Origin of the sequence: Enterobacter genomosp. S, from assembly GCF_001631805.1 — a bacterium.
Lineage (GTDB): Bacteria > Pseudomonadota > Gammaproteobacteria > Enterobacterales > Enterobacteriaceae > Enterobacter > Enterobacter quasihormaechei.
Window position 1 is genome coordinate 405,500 of sequence record NZ_LVVA01000018.1, and the last position, 17,953, is coordinate 423,452.

At 55.8% G+C, this 17,953-nt stretch carries 12 protein-coding genes; 8 read left to right on the forward strand and 4 right to left on the reverse strand.

The features are described from left to right. Positions 1-37 precede the first annotated feature (37 nt). Positions 38-2,746: a magnesium-translocating P-type ATPase gene (gene mgtA, locus A3466_RS12860; protein ID WP_063450869.1), complete on the reverse strand. Its 2,709-nt coding sequence runs from the start codon at positions 2,744-2,746 to the stop codon at positions 38-40. 387 nt (positions 2,747-3,133) lie between these two features. Here mgtA and treR point away from each other — a divergent pair, with 387 nt between their 5' ends. Continuing rightward, entirely contained in the window at positions 3,134-4,081 is a 948-nt protein-coding gene (gene treR / locus A3466_RS12865) for a trehalose operon repressor TreR (RefSeq protein WP_063450870.1), read from the forward strand. Between the two features lie 81 nt (positions 4,082-4,162). Here treR and A3466_RS12870 read toward each other — a convergent pair whose 3' ends face one another. After that, positions 4,163-4,642 carry an Hcp family type VI secretion system effector gene (locus A3466_RS12870; protein ID WP_063450871.1) on the reverse strand — a complete coding sequence of 160 codons (480 nt, stop codon included), beginning with the start codon at positions 4,640-4,642 and terminating at the stop codon, positions 4,163-4,165. Between the two features lie 228 nt (positions 4,643-4,870). Continuing rightward, on the reverse strand, positions 4,871-5,563 hold the full coding sequence (locus A3466_RS12880; RefSeq protein WP_063450873.1) for a hypothetical protein: 693 nt from the start codon (positions 5,561-5,563) through the stop codon (positions 4,871-4,873). Positions 5,564-5,946: 383 nt separating this feature from the next. On the opposite strand from A3466_RS12880, the gene treB reads away from it, so the two are divergent. From treB to A3466_RS12895, 3 genes are all read left to right on the forward strand, one after another. Beyond that, positions 5,947-7,365, forward strand: coding sequence for a PTS trehalose transporter subunit IIBC (gene treB, locus A3466_RS12885; RefSeq protein WP_063450979.1), 1,419 nt, complete (start codon positions 5,947-5,949; stop codon positions 7,363-7,365). 51 nt (positions 7,366-7,416) lie between these two features. Beyond that, entirely contained in the window at positions 7,417-9,072 is a 1,656-nt protein-coding gene (treC, locus tag A3466_RS12890; RefSeq protein ID WP_063450874.1) for an alpha,alpha-phosphotrehalase, read from the forward strand. A gap of 134 nt (positions 9,073-9,206) precedes the next feature. Further along, positions 9,207-9,953, forward strand: a complete 747-nt coding sequence (locus tag A3466_RS12895; RefSeq protein ID WP_063450980.1) for an oligogalacturonate-specific porin KdgM family protein — start codon at positions 9,207-9,209, stop codon at positions 9,951-9,953. 8 nt (positions 9,954-9,961) lie between these two features. Here the strand turns inward: A3466_RS12895 and A3466_RS12900 are convergent, their stop codons facing one another. Next, a complete protein-coding gene (locus tag A3466_RS12900; RefSeq protein ID WP_063450875.1) occupies positions 9,962-10,621 on the reverse strand; it encodes a MurR/RpiR family transcriptional regulator in 660 nt (219 codons plus the stop codon). Positions 10,622-10,800: 179 nt separating this feature from the next. Here A3466_RS12900 and A3466_RS12905 point away from each other — a divergent pair, with 179 nt between their 5' ends. From A3466_RS12905 to nrdD, 4 genes are all read left to right on the forward strand, one after another. Continuing rightward, positions 10,801-12,204 carry a PTS fructose transporter subunit IIC gene (locus A3466_RS12905; protein WP_074161022.1) on the forward strand — a complete coding sequence of 468 codons (1,404 nt, stop codon included), beginning with the start codon at positions 10,801-10,803 and terminating at the stop codon, positions 12,202-12,204. 10 nt (positions 12,205-12,214) lie between these two features. Next, positions 12,215-14,812: a glycoside hydrolase family 38 C-terminal domain-containing protein gene (locus A3466_RS12910; RefSeq protein WP_063450876.1), complete on the forward strand. Its 2,598-nt coding sequence runs from the start codon at positions 12,215-12,217 to the stop codon at positions 14,810-14,812. 1 nt (position 14,813) lies between these two features. Beyond that, a complete protein-coding gene (locus A3466_RS12915) occupies positions 14,814-15,386 on the forward strand; it encodes a fructose PTS transporter subunit IIA (protein ID WP_063450877.1) in 573 nt (190 codons plus the stop codon). Positions 15,387-15,754: 368 nt separating this feature from the next. Further along, entirely contained in the window at positions 15,755-17,893 is a 2,139-nt protein-coding gene (gene nrdD / locus A3466_RS12920) for an anaerobic ribonucleoside-triphosphate reductase (protein ID WP_063450878.1), read from the forward strand. Positions 17,894-17,953 lie beyond the last annotated feature (60 nt).

Below are 17,953 nucleotides of genomic sequence, written 5' to 3' on the forward strand. Positions count from 1 at the left end.
CTTACCCGGCCTACGTCTGGATTGTGGCAAAATAAGCTTACTGCCACCCATATCGACGCGCATAGAATCCTTTCACCATCTGCGTCAGCACCATATAGCCCGCGAGGATCGCTACCAGCCACGGGAAGTAGCTCAGCGGCAGCGCCTGAAGTTGCAGGTAACCTGCAAGAGGCGAGAACGGCAGCGCAATCCCGAGCGCCATCACAATGCCCGTCATCACAATCAGCGGCCACGCGGCACGGCTCTGGATAAACGGAATGCGGCGGGTGCGGATCATGTGCACAATCAGCGTCTGGGACAGCAGCCCTACCACGAACCAGCCGGACTGGAACAGCGTCTGGTGTTCCGGCGTGTTGGCGTGGAACACAAACCACATCAGGCAGAAGGTCAGGATGTCGAAAATAGAGCTGATCGGCCCAAAGAACAGCATAAAGCGTCCCAGATCGGCGGGGTTCCAGCGCTGCGGCTTCTGGATCTGCTCGTCGTCCACGTTATCAAACGGGATCGCTACCTGAGAGACATCGTACATCAGGTTCTGGATCAGCAGGTGCAGCGGCAGCATCGGCAGGAACGGCAGAAACGCGCTCGCCACCAGCACGCTGAAGACGTTACCGAAGTTGGAGCTGGCGGTCATTTTGATGTATTTGAGCATGTTGGCGAAGGTGCGACGCCCTTCGATAACGCCCTCCTCCAGCACCATCAGGCTCTTTTCCAGCAGGATGATATCCGCCGCCTCGCGGGCAATATCCACCGCGCCGTCCACGGAGATGCCGATATCCGCCGCACGCAGGGCCGGCGCATCGTTGATGCCGTCGCCCATAAAGCCCACCACGTGCCCTTCACGACGCAGCAGCGTCACAATGCGTTCTTTGTGCATTGGCGTCAGGCGAGCAAACAGCGTCGTGCGCTGGGCAAGCTGCGCCAGTTCGTCGTCGGTGAGGTGCTCAATGTCGCTCCCCACCACCACGTCGCCCGCGTCCAGCCCCACTTCGTGACACACTTTGGCCGCCACCAGCTCGCTGTCGCCGGTGAGAATTTTGACGGTGATGCCGCTCGCCTTCAGCGCCTTCAGCGCCGGTGCGGTGGTCTCTTTCGGCGGATCGAGGAAGGCGATGTAACCCTCGAGGATCAGGTCGGATTCGTCGATACGCTGATAGTCCCCCCCCCGCGCGGGCAGGAATTTGCTCGCCACCGCCACCACGCGCAGCCCCTGACGGTTCAGGCTATCGGTGACGCGCTTGATGCGGCGCAGCATGGTGTCGTCCAGCGGCACGATCTCCCCGTTGTGGCGCACCTGCGTTGAAACGTTCAGGATCTCCTGCAACGCCCCCTTGCAGATCAGCTGATGCACGTCCGGCTGCTCGCTGACCACCACCGACATGCGGCGACGCTCAAAGTCGAACGGGATTTCGTCCACCTTCTGCCAGCGCCCAGAGAGCATGCGGGCAGACTCTTCATCCACGCCTTCCAGCACCGCCACGTCGAGCAGGTTTTTCAGCCCGGTCTGGTAGTGGCTGTTCAGCCACGCGCTGTACAGCACACGCTCGCTGGTCTTCCCGGCAATATCGGTATGATTCTCCAGCACAATTTTGTCCTGGGTCAGGGTGCCGGTTTTATCGGTGCAAAGAATGTCCATCGCGCCAAAGTTCTGGATGGCGTCGAGGTGTTTGACGATCACCTTTTGTTTAGAGAGTTTGACCGCCCCGCGCGCCAGCGTGGAGGTAACGATCATCGGCAGCATTTCCGGCGTTAAGCCAACGGCCACGGAGAGCGCGAACAGCGCCGCTTCCCACCAGTCGCCTTTGGTGTAGCCGTTGATCAGCAGGACAATCGGCGTCATGACCATCATAAAGCGGATCAGCAGCATGCTGACGCGGCCAATGCCTTTCTGGAACGCATTCGGCTCGCTCTCCTGCTCGCTGACGCGCCCGGCCAGCTGCCCAAACCAGGTGTTGCCGCCGGTGGCGGTGACAATTGCCTGCGCCGTGCCGCTGACCACCGTGGTGCCCATAAAGCACAGGGTGTCGCACTCGAGCGGGTTCATCTGCTGCGGGTCGCGGGTCCGTGCGACCTTCTCCACGGGCAGGGATTCACCGGTCAATGAGGCCTGGGCGACGAACAGATCCCGCGCCTGGATGATGCGCAAATCCGCCGGGATCATGTCTCCCGCCGCCAGCTTCACCAGATCGCCCGGCACCAGCTGGTCAATGGGCAGCTCAACCCAGGCGTTTTCACCGAGATCGTTAATTACGCGCGAGACGGTCGCGGTGTTGCTGACCATCGCCTTCAGGGCGTCTGCCGCTTTGGTGGAGCGCGCTTCCTGAATAAAGTTAAGCAGCGTGGAGATGCCCACCATCAGGGCAATCACGCCTGCGGCAAACAGATCTTCAGTGGCGTAAGAGATAATCCCGAGCACCGTCAGCAGCAGGTTGAACGGGTTGCGATAGCAGAGCCACAGGTGGACCCACCAGGGAGAGGGTTTCTGCGCCGGGATTTGGTTGTCGCCATGTTCCGCGCGGCTTTTTAACACTTCTTGCGCGTTCAGCCCTTCCGGGTGGCCGCCAAAGGCGCGCCAGACTTCGTTTTCATCCATCGCCGCCACGTTCAGGCAGCGCTCGGTCAGAGAGGCGGGAATTGCCGCTCCCGCCATGGTGTTGGCATTTGGCAGCGGAGCGCGCGCAATCAGGCGGCGTGGCAGATGGCGGCTCAGCTGCGTAAACAGCTGCCGGGTGATATTTTTCAGCATAGTCATTCCCCCGCATCCGCAAAGGCGGACGCAGTCTTTCCCGCAGGCGTGGCAAAGCCTTACCTGTCAGGCACTTAATTTATCAAGCAGGAACGTATGAACGTTGCTGCCTCACGCCGGTGAGACAGCAAAAGGCTGGCTTACCGGAAAGAAGGTTTTCTCCTGGTCAGGAGAGGTACGGGATCGGGATCCATGTGGCCTCCGGTAAGTAAAAAGTAGAGTGTCGGCACGCAGTATAGAGATTTATCCATACCGTTTGTGGCTAATCGGGCGGTATTATAACGCCCTACAAATAAACCAAACGTAAACCAGACTTTGCCCATAGCGAATCCGCAGGATAGCATTAGGCTCAATTGACCATTTTGTCGTTGTTACAGGGAAAACAGCATGCAGAACCGCCTTACGATTAAAGACATCGCGCGTTTAAGCGGCGTGGGGAAATCGACCGTCTCACGCGTGCTGAACAACGAAAGCGGTGTCAGCGAGCGCACCCGCGAACGCGTCGAGGCGGTGATGAATCAGCACGGTTTTTCCCCTTCCCGCTCCGCGCGCGCCATGCGCGGGCAGAGCGATAAAGTGGTCGCCATTATTGTCTCGCGTCTGGATTCTCTCTCTGAAAACCTCGCCGTGCAGACCATGCTTCCCGCCTTTTACGAGCAGGGCTACGATCCGATCATGATGGAGAGCAAGTTCTCCGCGCAAATGGTGGAGGAGCATCTGGGTATGCTTCAGCGCCGCAACATTGATGGCGTGGTACTGTTCGGGTTTACCGGCCTGAAAGAGGACGTACTGAAGCCCTGGCAGCCGTCGCTGGTGCTGTTGGCGCGCGACGCCAGCGGGTTTGCCTCCGTCTGTTACGATGACGAAGGGGCGATAGTGATCCTGATGCAGCGCCTGTATGAACAGGGCCATCGGCATATCAGCTATCTCGGCGTGCCGCATGCCGACGTCACCACCGGCAAGCGTCGCCATGAAGCGTATCTGGCGTTTTGTAAAAAAAACAACCTCCCTGCGGTGGCCGCGCTGCCGGGGCTGGGCATGAAGCAGGGATATGAGCAGGTCGCCAGCGTGCTAACCCCACACACCACCGCCCTGGTGTGCGCCACGGATACCCTTGCATTAGGCGCGAGCAAATATTTGCAGGAGCAGCGCATCGGGGAGCTGCAATTAGCGAGCGTGGGAAACACGCCGCTGATGAAGTTCTTACACCCGGAGATTATCAGCGTTGACCCCGGCTACGGCGAGTCTGGCCGTCAGGCTGCCGCGCAGCTGATCGAGCAGATCAACGGTCGTGCAGAGCCGCGTCAGATCGTTATTCCTGCCCACCTGTCGTAGAAAGTGTCAGGAAGGAAAATAAGCGCAGGGAGAAGAAAATCAATAAGCGTATCAACGACTCCTGCGCCATTTCTTTCGATATTATGCACAACAGCGATCGTTCCATAAATCACGATACAGGATATTGCCTTCCGTATACTTCCATGTGATCGCCTCATAGCGCAATTCGAGCGTTTCGAGATGAGTACTGCTCGTGCCGTTGGGTGACAGATATGGCGCAACCGTTGTGAACTTCACGTTTTCAAGAATGATATTAAAATACTCGGCTTCGATCCCTGAATCCAAAATACGGTACATTTTGATTGTCGCTTTCTTCATTATTCGCCCTTCACACACCGCACGATACAGAAGGGGCGTTGTCTGATCGAATTCTTTAATGATTGTGATTGGGCGGTGAACACGAGTACCAGTGAGTTTTCCCCAACTGGGGTCAACCGGGATGGTCACACCGTGAGAGAATGATTTTAATTCAATAGAGCCCAGGCGCAGCGGTATCAGGCAGCTACCGACAACCGGCGAACCGTTCTCATCTTCAAGCCATAAGTGTGCGGGAGTAGACATGTAATTTCCTTATTAGTTGATATCAATATTGGCGTGTTCAGCCTTTTATATAACGGCCAAAAATAATCATTACGGCAATGAAGAAAACACCGATTGGCCAGACTGGGCTTCCAGGGAAGAAATGAGCCTGAATAAGGGCGAATATAATTGTTAGCACGGTTGGGCCGTAGACTGAAAAGAAAGTTCTCCCTTGCCAACATAAAAAACGTTTTATATAGTTCAGCATGACTATTGGATCATCCTGCTAATGATGTCTGCAATTTGGTCATTAGACGCCCATTGCGCTTTCATCGCGTTCGCCTGATGAAATATCGGCTCAATGAGAAAATAGAGCATTTCCAGTCCTTGCGCATAAAGTGCAGAATAATAGGCAGGGAATTCAACATGCAGGCGATAAGCACTGTCTGCGGCTTTCTGCACTACACCATAAAAACCTATAAGGGCAATACCCCGGGATGCCCATGTTCCTGCAATGGCGCTGAGTTCGAGACTGAGGTTTAAACCAAGTCGAACGTAAGAGGCGACAGCTAATGTAAATCCGGCACCTGTAAGAGTAACTGCTGCAACATGAACATTTACGGCCATCAGGCGCTGCTTGATGTATTCTAATTGGTCTGAGGTTTTGTTTTTGAAAATTTCCTCAAAGTAGATTTGCAGCATGTTATAGGCGACATCAACGCCACTGAGTACCTTATAAACGGCATCCCTGATACGTATATCTTCAGTCTTTTGTCTCTGGCAAACGTCATTGTATTCATCGGTGAAACATGAGGTGTAATACAACAGTCGAGTCGCGCCTTTACTTATCGTATCTATCTGATTTTTAACCTGCTCACTCACACCTGTAATAGCATGGTCGAGTTTTAACGCAAGTATTTTATTGGCCTGTAGATAACTGATGATCTCGTTGTTTCCGTACATACGCGCCCCAGACTTTTTTAACCATTTGAAAGCAGCCTATGCCTGTACGCGATGTGAATGTTCCAGCCAGATCACGTTTAGGTCTGGGAAACGGATTTTTAAGATATTGACCCGGTATTCCTTCAAAACATTAACGATTAAGCTCATGAATTGAGAATCTTTTTATATCACTCTCCTCACAGGTCCGTAAGCTACAGACATAAATCTCAAAGGGCATACACGTGCTTGAACACATCTCAAGAAACGCATCCAGATAACCCCCGCTAAAGGGATTATTGTGATCTCCGCCCGATTTCGGGAACGTTCCCATTTTCGCCGTCACGCTGAAAGAGTAGGCTTGCGCTCAGGTCATTACCCCTATCAACCGGTCATGAGGTTTCATGATGAGTAAAGTCAAACAAGCAGATATCGATCGGCTTATCGTCCTGGTCGGCGGACGCGAGAACATCGCCACCGTCAGCCACTGCATTACCCGCCTGCGCTTCGTGCTGAACGATCCGGCCAAGGCCGATCCGAAGGCCATTGAAGAGCTCAAGATGGTTAAAGGCTGCTTCACCAACGCCGGGCAATTTCAGGTGGTGATTGGTACCGAAGTGGGCGATTACTATCAGGCTCTGCTGGCGACTACCGGGCACGCTTCCGCCGATAAGGAGCAGGCGAAGAAGGCGGCGCGCCAGAATATGAAATGGCACGAGCAGCTGATTTCCCACTTCGCGGAGATATTCTTCCCGCTGCTGCCGGCGCTGATCAGCGGGGGCTTAATTCTCGGCTTCCGTAACGTCATCGGCGATGTGCCGATGAGCGACGGCAAAACCCTGGCGCAGATGTACCCGGCGCTGCAAAGCATCTATGACTTCCTGTGGCTGATTGGCGAGGCGATCTTCTTCTACCTGCCGGTCGGGATTTGCTGGTCGGCGGTGCGCAAGATGGGCGGCACGCCGATTCTGGGCATCGTGCTGGGCGTTACGCTGGTCTCTCCGCAGTTAATGAACGCTTACTTACTTGGTCAGCAGGTGCCGGAGGTGTGGAACTTTGGCCTGTTTAGCATCGCCAAGGTGGGCTATCAGGCGCAGGTGATCCCGGCCCTGCTGGCGGGTCTGGCGCTGGGCTTCATTGAAACGCGCCTGAAGCGCATCGTGCCGGATTACCTCTATCTGGTGGTGGTCCCGGTCTGCTCGCTGATCCTGGCGGTGTTCCTGGCGCATGCCTTTATCGGTCCGTTTGGCCGGATGATTGGCGACGGCGTGGCCTTCGCGGTCCGTCACCTGATGACCGGCAGCTTCGCGCCAATCGGTGCCGCGCTGTTCGGCTTCCTGTACGCTCCGCTGGTGATCACCGGCGTACACCAGACCACGCTGGCCATCGATATGCAGATGATTCAAAGCCTCGGCGGTACGCCGGTCTGGCCGATTATCGCCCTGTCTAATATCGCGCAGGCGTCTGCGGTCACCGGCATCATTATCGTCAGCCGTAAGCACAACGAGCGTGAGATTTCCGTTCCGGCGGCTATTTCCGCTTACCTCGGCGTCACCGAACCGGCGATGTACGGCATCAACCTGAAGTACCGCTTCCCGATGCTCTGCGCGATGATCGGCTCTGGTCTGGCGGGCCTGCTGTGCGGCCTGAATAGCGTGATGGCGAACGGCATTGGCGTCGGTGGCCTGCCGGGTATCCTCTCCATTCAGCCCACTTTCTGGCAGGTATTTGCGCTGGCCATGGCGGTGGCGATTATCATCCCAATGGTGCTGACCACCGTGGTTTACCAGCGTAAGTTCCGTCAGGGCACGTTGCAGATTGTTTAATTCTCTCTTTCGGGGCGCAGTTGCGCCCCTTCGCATTTGCAGGAAAGCACTATGAATACCCTTCCTCTCTGGTGGCAGAACGGCGTTATCTATCAGATTTACCCAAAGAGTTTCCAGGACACGACCGGCAGCGGCACGGGCGATCTGCGCGGCGTGACTCAGCGCCTGGACTACCTGAAAACCCTTGGCATTGACGCCATCTGGCTGACGCCGTTCTACATCTCCCCGCAGGTGGATAACGGTTACGACGTGGCGAACTACACCGCCATCGACCCGACCTACGGCACGCTGGACGACTTTGACGAGCTGGTTGCCGAGGCGCACGGTCGCGGCATCCGCATCGTGCTGGATATGGTCTTTAACCATACCTCCACGCAACACGCCTGGTTCCGCGAATCGCTGAACAAAGAGAGTCCGTACCGCCAGTTTTACATCTGGCGCGACGGCACGCCGGACGTGCTGCCCAACAACTGGCGCTCGAAATTTGGCGGCAACGCCTGGCGTTGGCACGCCGAAAGCGAGCAGTATTATCTGCATCTCTTCGCGCCGGAGCAGGCGGATCTCAACTGGGAAAACCCGGCGGTGCGCGCCGAGCTGAAAAAAGTGTGCGAGTTCTGGGCCGATCGCGGCGTGGACGGCTTGCGCCTCGACGTCATTAACCTGATTTCGAAAGATCAGACCTTCCCGGACGATCCCTTCGGCGACGGTCGTCGCTTCTACACCGACGGACCGCGCATTCACGAATATCTTCAGGAAATGAGCCGCGACGTCTTTACCCCGCGCAACCTGATGACGGTGGGCGAGATGTCTTCCACCTCGCTGGAGAACTGCCAGCAGTACGCGGCGCTCGACGGGCGCGAGCTGTCGATGACCTTTAATTTCCACCACCTGAAGGTGGACTATCCCGGCGGCGAAAAGTGGACGCTGGCGAAGCCGGACTTCGTGGCGCTGAAAACCCTCTTCCACCACTGGCAGCAGGGAATGCACAACAAAGCGTGGAACGCGCTGTTCTGGTGTAACCACGATCAGCCGCGCATCGTGTCGCGCTTTGGCGACGAAGGTGAACACCGCGTGGCGGCGGCGAAAATGCTCGGCATGGTGCTGCACGGCATGCAGGGCACGCCGTACATCTATCAGGGTGAAGAGCTGGGCATGACCAACCCGCACTTCAGCCGCATCACCGACTACCGCGACGTGGAGAGCCTGAACATGTTCGCTGAACAGCGGGCTAACGGCCGCGACACCGATGAACTCCTGGCGATTCTGGCGAGTAAATCCCGGGATAATGGCCGTACGCCGATGCAGTGGGATGCCTCGCACAGCGCGGGGTTTACCGCAGGCGAACCGTGGATTGGCGTCTGTGATAATTACGAAACGGTGAACGCCCGCGCGGCGCTGGACGACCCCGGTTCGGTGTTTTACACCTATCAGTCGCTGATTCGCCTGCGCAAATCCCTGTCGGTGCTGACGTGGGGGGATTATGAGGATCTCCTGCCTGAGCACCCTTCCCTGTGGTGCTATCGCCGCCAGTGGCAGGGGCAAACGCTGATGGTGGTGGCGAACCTGAGCCGCGAGCGCCAGCAGTGGCAGCCGGCCCCGGTAGAGGGAGCATGGCGGGTGGCGCTCAGTAACTATGAAGAGGTTCCCTCCCGACCCGATACGCTGCAACTGCGCCCGTTTGAAGCCATCTGGTGGGTGCAGGAATAAATATCAGGAGGGACAGCATGCTGTCTCTCTTTTTTTATGTTTAGCGATACGCTAAATGTACGACGATAGCTTTTACATCATGGCATGCCAAAAATAAAAATAGCCCTGCTAATTAATAACCTCGGCAGGACATGATGAAAAAGACAATTATTAAAGTTACGTGTATTAGCGCATTATTATTGAGCACACAGGGATGGTGCGGAAATACGTCCGTCGACCTTCGCTTTGGCCATAATACACGCTCTGACGTAAATGATTCACGTATTAAGGTTATGCATCAGGCGGATAACGGTTTTTACTTTTCCGTTGAAGCTGCACAAAACCACAACGATACCTTTTTTGGTGATACCGACCGAAATAATCCCGATGACAAAGGATTAACGGAGGCGGCACAGGAGATTGAAACGCGCTGGCGCTTCAATCTGGGCAATGGTTTTGCCGTTGCGCCTGGCATGGTGACGGTTTTCACCCCCAGTAATACCCACTATCGCCCCTTCATTCAGGGCTGGAAAGCGTTCGATAACGGTCTGAACCTCTCTGCCCGCTATCGTTATAACACCATCAATGACGCACACAGCGACAAAGAACTCGACGGCAGCGGCTATACCCGCCGTCAGTCACACCAGTTCGACATTTGGTTCGCGTACAACATTGGCAAATTCGGTATGTCCTATAACCCACGCTTCCGCTGGCAGGATAACGTCGATCAGGGAACCGGGGATGACACCTACTGGGAGCATACCGTAGCGTTCAACTACAGCCTTGACGACGGCTGGACGCCTTACGTCGAGCTGGTGTCACTGGATAAAACCTATATCAACAATGACGGCAACCATGAAAATGATTATGCCGTACGTCTGGGGATAGTGAAGCAACTCTGACGGCCTGACTACACCGTATCGTGCTGTAGCAACCTACAGCCGATACGGTCCACGGCGCTTAACAGTTCAAGCTGTCCTTCCCGCTGATACAGCGATACCGCGTTGATGTCGATCAATAGCGGCCAGCATAGCGATGAGATCGCCGCCAGCGTCGATCCCTCGCGGGTAATCGCAATGATCTTTAACCCTTTTCGCAGCGCGTTACGCGCCATTTCAATCAGCGACTGCGTCTCCCCGGACTTACTGATCAGTACCAGCGTCCCCTTCGATACACGTGTCAGCTGGTGCATATCATTCAAAATGAGATGCGGCAGACTCGCCAGGGATAAAAACCGCGACAGGTAGTTGAGGCTGGTGAGTGAAGCACCGCGCGCGTACAGATAAATATGGCTGGAATGGGTGAGCAGCCTGTACACCTCCGCCACAATATCGTCCGCCTGCGGCCCAGTGTCGGGTGCGGCAGGCGCTGGGGTAAAATGATCGCGTAAAAAACGATACCGAAGCTCGGTATAGCTTTTATAGCCCATTTTTTTACACACTCGATTAACGGATGTTGTCGTTGTAAAGGTATCCCGGGCAATCTCTTTTGCCGATATATTAGAAATATTAGACGCATGATGCTGAATGTATTCAAATATCAAACGTTCACTTCCCTGAAATGAATTCATATATTACACCCTGTTAAATCCCGGCATGATATTAACATAACAGAAAAATAGCCTCTGGAAGACGCTTCACATAATGCAGCGCCGCGTATCACGATACGTAATTAGTATTAGCAAACATTAAAAACTGTTTTAGGTTCTCTTTATACTTTCCCGGTTTTCACATCCAGGGAATTATGACAATGACGAAACAAAAAGTTGTCGCGGTGACGGCCTGCCCGACAGGTATCGCACACACCTTCATGGCGGCGAATAAAATTATTGCATGGGCTAAAGAACACAATATTAAGGTTAAGGTCGAAACCCAGGGCAGCGACGGCGTAAAAAATCGCTTAACAAAACAGGATATCGCCTCCGCCACGGCCATTATTCTGGCCACCGACGTGCCCATTCAGGATGCCGAGCGTTTTGAAAACATCCTCCACCTTCGAACCCGCACGCAAGCGCTGATCAAGCATACCGATCGCTATCTGCGTCAGGCGCTGGCCATGGAAAAAAACGTCACCGCCACCTCCGTAGCAGACGAAGACGAGCACCAGCATTCGGCTTACCAGATTTTTATTGGCCATATTATGGCGGCCATCAGCTATATGCTGCCGGTTGTGGTCATGGGCGGGCTGATGATGGCAACGGCCAAAATCACCGGCCAGTTTATCAACATCGACCATTCGCCGTTCAGCGTGCTGGATAAAGTGGGCTTTATGACCATTAAGTTCATGTATCCGGTTTTCGCCATGTATCTGGCGTTTTCCATTGCCGGAAAACCGGCGCTGATCCCCGGACTTATCGGCGGTATCATGTCAGACGAGGTCTACAAGCGCTTCTTTGATATCGAAGGCTTTATGCCGTCCGGCTTTTTCGGCGCGATTGGCATCGGCTTTTTTGTGGGCTATCTGGTGCGCTGGCTGAATGATTCCATTCACGTCCGCCAGCAGCTCACCACCATCAAAACTATGCTGGTCGTCCCGCTGATCACCGGCATAACGCTGGTGATGGTCATGGAATATTTGATTAACCCGATTTTCGGCTCACTTAACCAGCTGATGGTGGTCTTTTTTACCTCAGCAGGTGACACCGGGCGCGGATTCTATTCCGCGATGATCGCCGCAGGCACCGCGTTCGACCTGGGCGGCCCGGTCAATAAGGCGGCGGGTTCAGTCGCACTCGGCCTGAATGGCATGAGCGAGACGTTTGATTTAACCGCCCGCGAACTCTCCATCGTGATCCCCTCTATTGGCGTCGGCTTTGCCGCCTTCCTTAACGGCCGCTTTGGGCTACCGGATGTCTTTAGCCGGGAAGAGAAAACCGTTGGCAGCACCTCGTTGCTGCTGGGCGTGATTGGGATCTCCGAAGGCGCTATCCCGTTCATCCTGAAAAACCCACGCCTGATCCCGGTGTTCATGACCGGTGCCGTTGCCGGCGCGCTGGTCGCCATTGCACTCGGCGTGAAGCAGACGTTGCCACTGCCGGCCATCTGGGGCTGGCCGCTGGCAACCAACGTGGCGGGCTACCTGGCGAGCGTCTTTACTGGCGCACTGATTTGCGCCCTGGGCGTGCTCTATGTCAGCCCAAAGAACGCCAGCTAAGGGGAAGGTCATGAATCAGATCCACGTCATTGCCCATACGCACTGGGATCAGGAGTGGTATTTCACCCGTCAGGACAGCATGGTGCTGGCGTCATATAACTTTGCGGACGTCATCGACACGCTGGAGCAGGACCCCGATTACAGTTGCTACCACCTTGACGGGCAGATGGCGGTAGTGGAGGATTTTCTCGCCATCAATCCCCATTATCGCACCAGGCTGGAAACGCTGGTCAGAGAAAAAAGGATCTTCGTAGGGCCATGGTATACCCAGACGGACACCTACAACGTGCATGGCGAATCCATTATTCGCAATCTCAAGTACGGCATCTTCGCCGCCCGTAAGCTGGGGCACGCCATGCAGGTCGGGTATCTTCCGGACACCTTCGGCCACAATGCGCAAATGCCCACGATTTTGCAGGGCTGCAATATCGACAACATCGTCTTCTGGCGCGGCATCGATCACGACAGACAGGCGAAAAGCAGCCAGTTCCTGTGGCGGGCGCCGTCAGGTGCGACCGTTATCGCCTGCGCGATGGCATTCGGTTACGGCGCGGCTAAAAACATCTCTTCAGACGCGAGTCATTTGCAGGGAAAAATCTTCCCGATGGTCAATCTCCTGCGCTCGCGGGCCGGAATAAATGACCTGCTGCTGCCCTGCGGCGGCGATCAGGTCAGTATCGACCCGGCGCTGCCGAAAATTCTACAGATCGCCAGCGCACGCTCCCCCAATGAAGACCGCTACGTTATCAGTTCGCTGGAGCGCTACGTCGACATTCTGCGCGCACAGCGTGAACACTTTGAACGCTGGGAAGGAGAGCTGAAATCGCCGCGCTATACCCGCATCCATAAAACGATCGGATCCGTGCGCTACGACATCAAAAAGAAAAATGATGAAGTCGAACAGTTCATCCTGCGGCGGCTGGAGCCGACAATCGCCATGGCGCGTCATCAGGGGATCCCGGTCAACCTCTCGGTGGTCGATACGCTCTGGAAGAAGCTGTTACGAAGCCATGCCCATGACTCCATCGGCGGCTGTAATAGCGATACCACTAACCGCGATATTCTGCATCGACTGGATCAAACCGAACAGCTGTGCCACAGCCTGTGGAACCTGGTGGTAAAAACCCTGAGCGCCGCCTGCGCTCGGGAAGGCGACCTGCTGATTTTCAACCCGCTGGGCACCCCAACGCGACGCGTGGTGATAACCACAGTTTATAGCCGGGCTGAGAATATCGCCCTGAAATATCAGGGGCAGTCTATCCCCTTCGACGTCCTGAAAAGAGACATTCTGCCAGGCGGAACGGCAGTCTCCCTTAACGCCGAAGGCGAATGTGAAACGCCCCTTCCCCCTTATTATCGCTGGCACGTTGCTGTGAAAACACCGGTTCTGCCGCCGGTCGGCTATCTCAGCATTAACGTTGAAGATGACCCGGCGCCTTTCCGGCAGCCTGAACAGACAACGGGCAGCGAGATAGAGAATGCGCATTATCGATTAACGCTGGCCGATGGAACGCTCACCCTGCACGACAAACGCAGCGGCAGATGCATCCCCTCGTTCTTTACCCTTGAAGACTGTGCGGATGCGGGCGACAGCTACGATTTCTCACCGCTCGCGGGCGATACGCCGACGCGATGCGACCATTTCATGCTCGTCGACTGCCTGAAAACGCCACTTGTCGAAAAGCTGATCGTTGAAGCCACCCTGTTTCTTCCGCCGGATCTCGCCGGACGCCAGGGTACTGCCCGAACGCCGTTATCCCTTCGTCTGGAGTGCACATTACGCGAAGACGATCCGAACCTGTATGTGGACAGTTCGCTGGAAAACAGCCACTGCGATCACCGGCTACGTTTACTGATCGGTAGCGATATTCACACCCGGCACGCTATCGCCTCGCAGCCCTTCGCGATAATCCAGCGCGAAACAGGGTATGACGAAGAAAACTGGCGAGAACACTATCGCGAAATGCCCGTGGATATCGAAACCAGCGAGGGAATCATTGCTGTTGCGGAAGCGGGCAAAGCGCTGGTAGTGAATAGCCGCGGCATGAAGGAATTTCAGATAATCGGCAGCGCGCCGGCTGCTATTGCCCTGACGTTGTTTAAATCCACGGGCGTGCTCGGGCGCAACGATCTCGAATGGCGGCCGGGCCGGGCGTCCGGCATCAATAATACGGTGGTCGAGACCCCCGATGCGCAGTTGCTGAAACCGTTGCGCTTCTCGTTCACCGTCGCGCTGGCCGACAGCGCCGATCATCTCACGCTTCGCCAGCTGGAAAACCAGGCAGCGGGACAGCCTTTCACCTATCAGCGGCAAACGCTGCATACGCTCGATCACCGCCTTGAGCGCTTTTCGTTGCGTCTGCCCGAGCGCAGGCTTCCGGCAGAATTCTCATTATTGAGCCTGCCGGAGCCGCTCATTCTCTCTGCCCTGCCCCATGCGCAGCACTCCTCTGGCACGGTCGTCCGGGTGTTTAACGCCGGTACGCAGTCGGTTCCCGTCCCGACAAGTCTGGCGGGGCTTCGTCAGATCAACTATCTGGAAGAGCCCGTGCAACCGGTAACGGCGATTTCACCTTCCGCGACATGCGATTTTTTGATTGAGGCTTAATATGAACTTGCTTGCATTGACGCATCCCGATCTGGTTTTTATCAATCCGCCGCACCGTACGCCTGAAGCGCTGATCCGCTGGCTGGCCGAGCCGCTCGCCAGGCAAAAAATCATTAACGATGAAGCGGCATTTATCCAGAGCGTTTTACAACGCGAAAGTGAAGGCCCTACCGCGCTGGGCGAGGCGCTCGCGGTCCCTCACGGAAAAGCCGAGACGGTGCAACAGGCGGCGTTTTGTCTGGCGCTCTTTGACGACCCGATAAGCTGGCCGGGCCTGGAAGGTGATGAAGCGGTGAGAATGGTCTTTCTGCTCGCCATTCCGCCAGCGGAAGCAGGCAGTACCCATATGCAGCTGTTGACGTCGCTCACCAGCCTGCTGACGGAAGACCGGGTGCGGGAGCAGCTTCTGGCGGCGCGCACCCGGGAAGAGGCATTGTCCGTCCTGAATGCTGAAGAACCGCCAGAACAGGACGATGAACCCGATCGCTCCTTTCTCATCCCCGTGGTGCTGGGCAGTATTGCTACCGCAGCCTTTTTACAGGCAGGGTTGAGCTGGATTTGCGGGGCGAGTTAACCGTTAAGCGCTCAGCACACGCCGTGCTGAGCGCTTGTTTTTGTTGAATAATTAATCAGATTTTTCCTGCGCGTATTTACAATTGCTCCAGCGCCCGCCGTTTGTACTCTCGTCTTTTTACTTTGTTCTGAATCAAAAAAATCGCAAACATGTTTGATGCAAATCACTATATGTAGCACTTAAAATGCCTCCCAACCCAACATATTGTATCTATCGTCTACAATTCCAACAATAAGACGGCGCTTACGCTGGCCGGAATTGTGGATAACACACGCTGGGAACGCGGGAAGCCTTTGGCGCGGCGGGAAATAAGCCCGGTGAATACTTCCCCACCTTTGTGGATAACCTGTTTTTAAAATGGAGTGATCATGACACCGCATGTGATGAAACGTGATGGCTGTAAAGTGCCGTTTAAATCAGAGCGCATTCAGGAAGCCATCCTGCGTGCAGCTAAAGCAGCGGGAGTCGATGACGCAGATTACTGCGCCACCGTCGCAGAAGTCGTTAGCAGCCAGATGCATGAACGCAGCCAGGTCGATATCAACGAGATCCAGACCGCGGTTGAGAACCAGCTGATGGCGGGGCCATACAAGCAGCTGGCGCGCGCCTATATTGAGTACCGCCACGATCGTGACGTCCAGCGTGAGAAACGCGGTCGCCTGAACCAGGAGATCCGCGGCCTGGTGGAGCAGACCAACTCTTCGCTGCTCAATGAAAATGCCAATAAAGACAGTAAAGTGATCCCGACCCAGCGCGACCTGCTGGCCGGTATCGTCGCCAAGCACTATGCCCGTCAGCATCTGCTGCCGCGCGATGTGGTCTCGGCGCACGAGCGCGGTGAGATCCACTACCACGATCTCGACTATTCGCCGTTCTTCCCGATGTTCAACTGCATGCTGATTGACCTGAAAGGCATGCTGACCCACGGCTTTAAGATGGGTAACGCCGAGATTGAACCGCCGAAGTCCATCTCTACCGCGACAGCGGTTACGGCGCAGATCATCGCCCAGGTAGCCAGCCATATTTATGGTGGGACCACCATCAACCGCATCGATGAAGTGCTGGCCCCGTTCGTGACCGAGAGCTTCAACAAGCACCGTAAGACGGCGGAAGAGTGGCAGATCCCGGACGCGGACGGCTATGCGCGTTCCCGCACCGAGAAAGAGTGCTACGACGCATTCCAGTCGCTGGAATATGAAGTGAATACGCTGCACACCGCCAACGGACAGACGCCGTTTGTCACCTTCGGGTTTGGCCTGGGCACCAGCTGGGAGTCGCGCCTGATTCAGCAGTCTATCCTGCGCAACCGCATCTCTGGCCTCGGCAAAAACCGTAAAACCGCAGTGTTCCCGAAGCTGGTGTTCGCCATCCGCGACGGCCTGAACCACAAGTTTGGCGATCCGAACTACGACATCAAACAGCTGGCGCTGGAGTGCGCGAGCAAGCGCATGTACCCGGACATCCTGAACTACGACCAGGTGGTAAAAGTCACCGGTTCGTTTAAAACGCCTATGGGCTGCCGCAGCTTCCTCGGCGTGTACGAGGATGAAAACGGCGAGCAGATCCACGACGGGCGCAACAATCTGGGCGTGATCAGCCTTAACCTGCCGCGCATCGCCCTGGAAGCCAAAGGTAATGAAGAGGCCTTCTGGACGTTGCTGGACGAGCGCTTGCAGCTGGCACGTAAGGCGCTGATGACCCGCATCGCCCGCCTTGAAGGGGTCAAAGCCCGCGTTGCGCCCATCCTCTATATGGAAGGTGCCTGCGGCGTGCGCCTGAAAGCGGACGATGACGTGTCTGAGATCTTCAAAAACGGACGCGCGTCGATCTCTCTCGGCTATATCGGCATTCACGAAACCATCAACGCGCTGTTCGGCGACAAGCACATCTATGACAGCGAGGCCCTGCGCGAGAAAGGCATCGCGATTGTGCAGCGCCTGCGCGATGCCGTAGACCAGTGGAAAGAGGAAACCGGCTACGGTTTCAGCCTGTACAGCACGCCGAGCGAAAACCTCTGCGACCGCTTCTGCCGCCTGGATACCGCCGAATTTGGCATTGTTGAAGGGGTGACAGATAAAGGTTACTACACCAACAGCTTCCACCTTGACGTGGAGAAGAAGGTGAACCCGTACGACAAGATCGACTTTGAGGCGGCCTATCCGCCTATCGCGAACGGCGGTTTTATCTGCTACGGCGAGTATCCAAACATCCAGCACAACCTGAAGGCGCTGGAAGACGTGTGGGACTATAGCTACCAGCACGTGCCGTACTACGGGACCAACACGCCCATCGACGAATGCTATGAGTGCGGCTTTACCGGTGAGTTTGAATGCACCAGTAAAGGCTTTACCTGCCCGAAATGCGGTAACCACGATGCAGCCCGCGTCTCCGTGACCCGCCGCGTGTGCGGCTATCTCGGCAGCCCGGATGCCCGTCCGTTTAACGCCGGCAAGCAGGAAGAGGTGAAGCGCCGGGTGAAACATCTGGGGAATGGGCAAATCGGTTGAACCGCTGCCACATTTATGCCCGGTGGCGCTACGCTTACCGGGCCTACAATCCGCACTCAC

Excerpts from the sequence above, each read along its gene's own strand:
- mgtA (WP_063450869.1), bottom strand. The coding sequence starts at position 2,746 with ATGCTGAAAAATATCACCCGGCAGCTGTTTACGCAGCTGAGCCGCCAT.
- treR (WP_063450870.1), top strand. The coding sequence starts at position 3,134 with ATGCAGAACCGCCTTACGATTAAAGACATCGCGCGTTTAAGCGGCGTG.
- A3466_RS12870 (WP_063450871.1), bottom strand. The coding sequence starts at position 4,642 with ATGTCTACTCCCGCACACTTATGGCTTGAAGATGAGAACGGTTCGCCG.
- A3466_RS12880 (WP_063450873.1), bottom strand. The coding sequence starts at position 5,563 with ATGTACGGAAACAACGAGATCATCAGTTATCTACAGGCCAATAAAATA.
- treB (WP_063450979.1), top strand. The coding sequence starts at position 5,947 with ATGAGTAAAGTCAAACAAGCAGATATCGATCGGCTTATCGTCCTGGTC.
- treC (WP_063450874.1), top strand. The coding sequence starts at position 7,417 with ATGAATACCCTTCCTCTCTGGTGGCAGAACGGCGTTATCTATCAGATT.
- A3466_RS12895 (WP_063450980.1), top strand. The coding sequence starts at position 9,207 with ATGAAAAAGACAATTATTAAAGTTACGTGTATTAGCGCATTATTATTG.
- A3466_RS12900 (WP_063450875.1), bottom strand. The coding sequence starts at position 10,621 with ATGAATTCATTTCAGGGAAGTGAACGTTTGATATTTGAATACATTCAG.
- A3466_RS12905 (WP_074161022.1), top strand. The coding sequence starts at position 10,801 with ATGACGAAACAAAAAGTTGTCGCGGTGACGGCCTGCCCGACAGGTATC.
- A3466_RS12910 (WP_063450876.1), top strand. The coding sequence starts at position 12,215 with ATGAATCAGATCCACGTCATTGCCCATACGCACTGGGATCAGGAGTGG.
- A3466_RS12915 (WP_063450877.1), top strand. The coding sequence starts at position 14,814 with ATGAACTTGCTTGCATTGACGCATCCCGATCTGGTTTTTATCAATCCG.
- nrdD (WP_063450878.1), top strand. The coding sequence starts at position 15,755 with ATGACACCGCATGTGATGAAACGTGATGGCTGTAAAGTGCCGTTTAAA.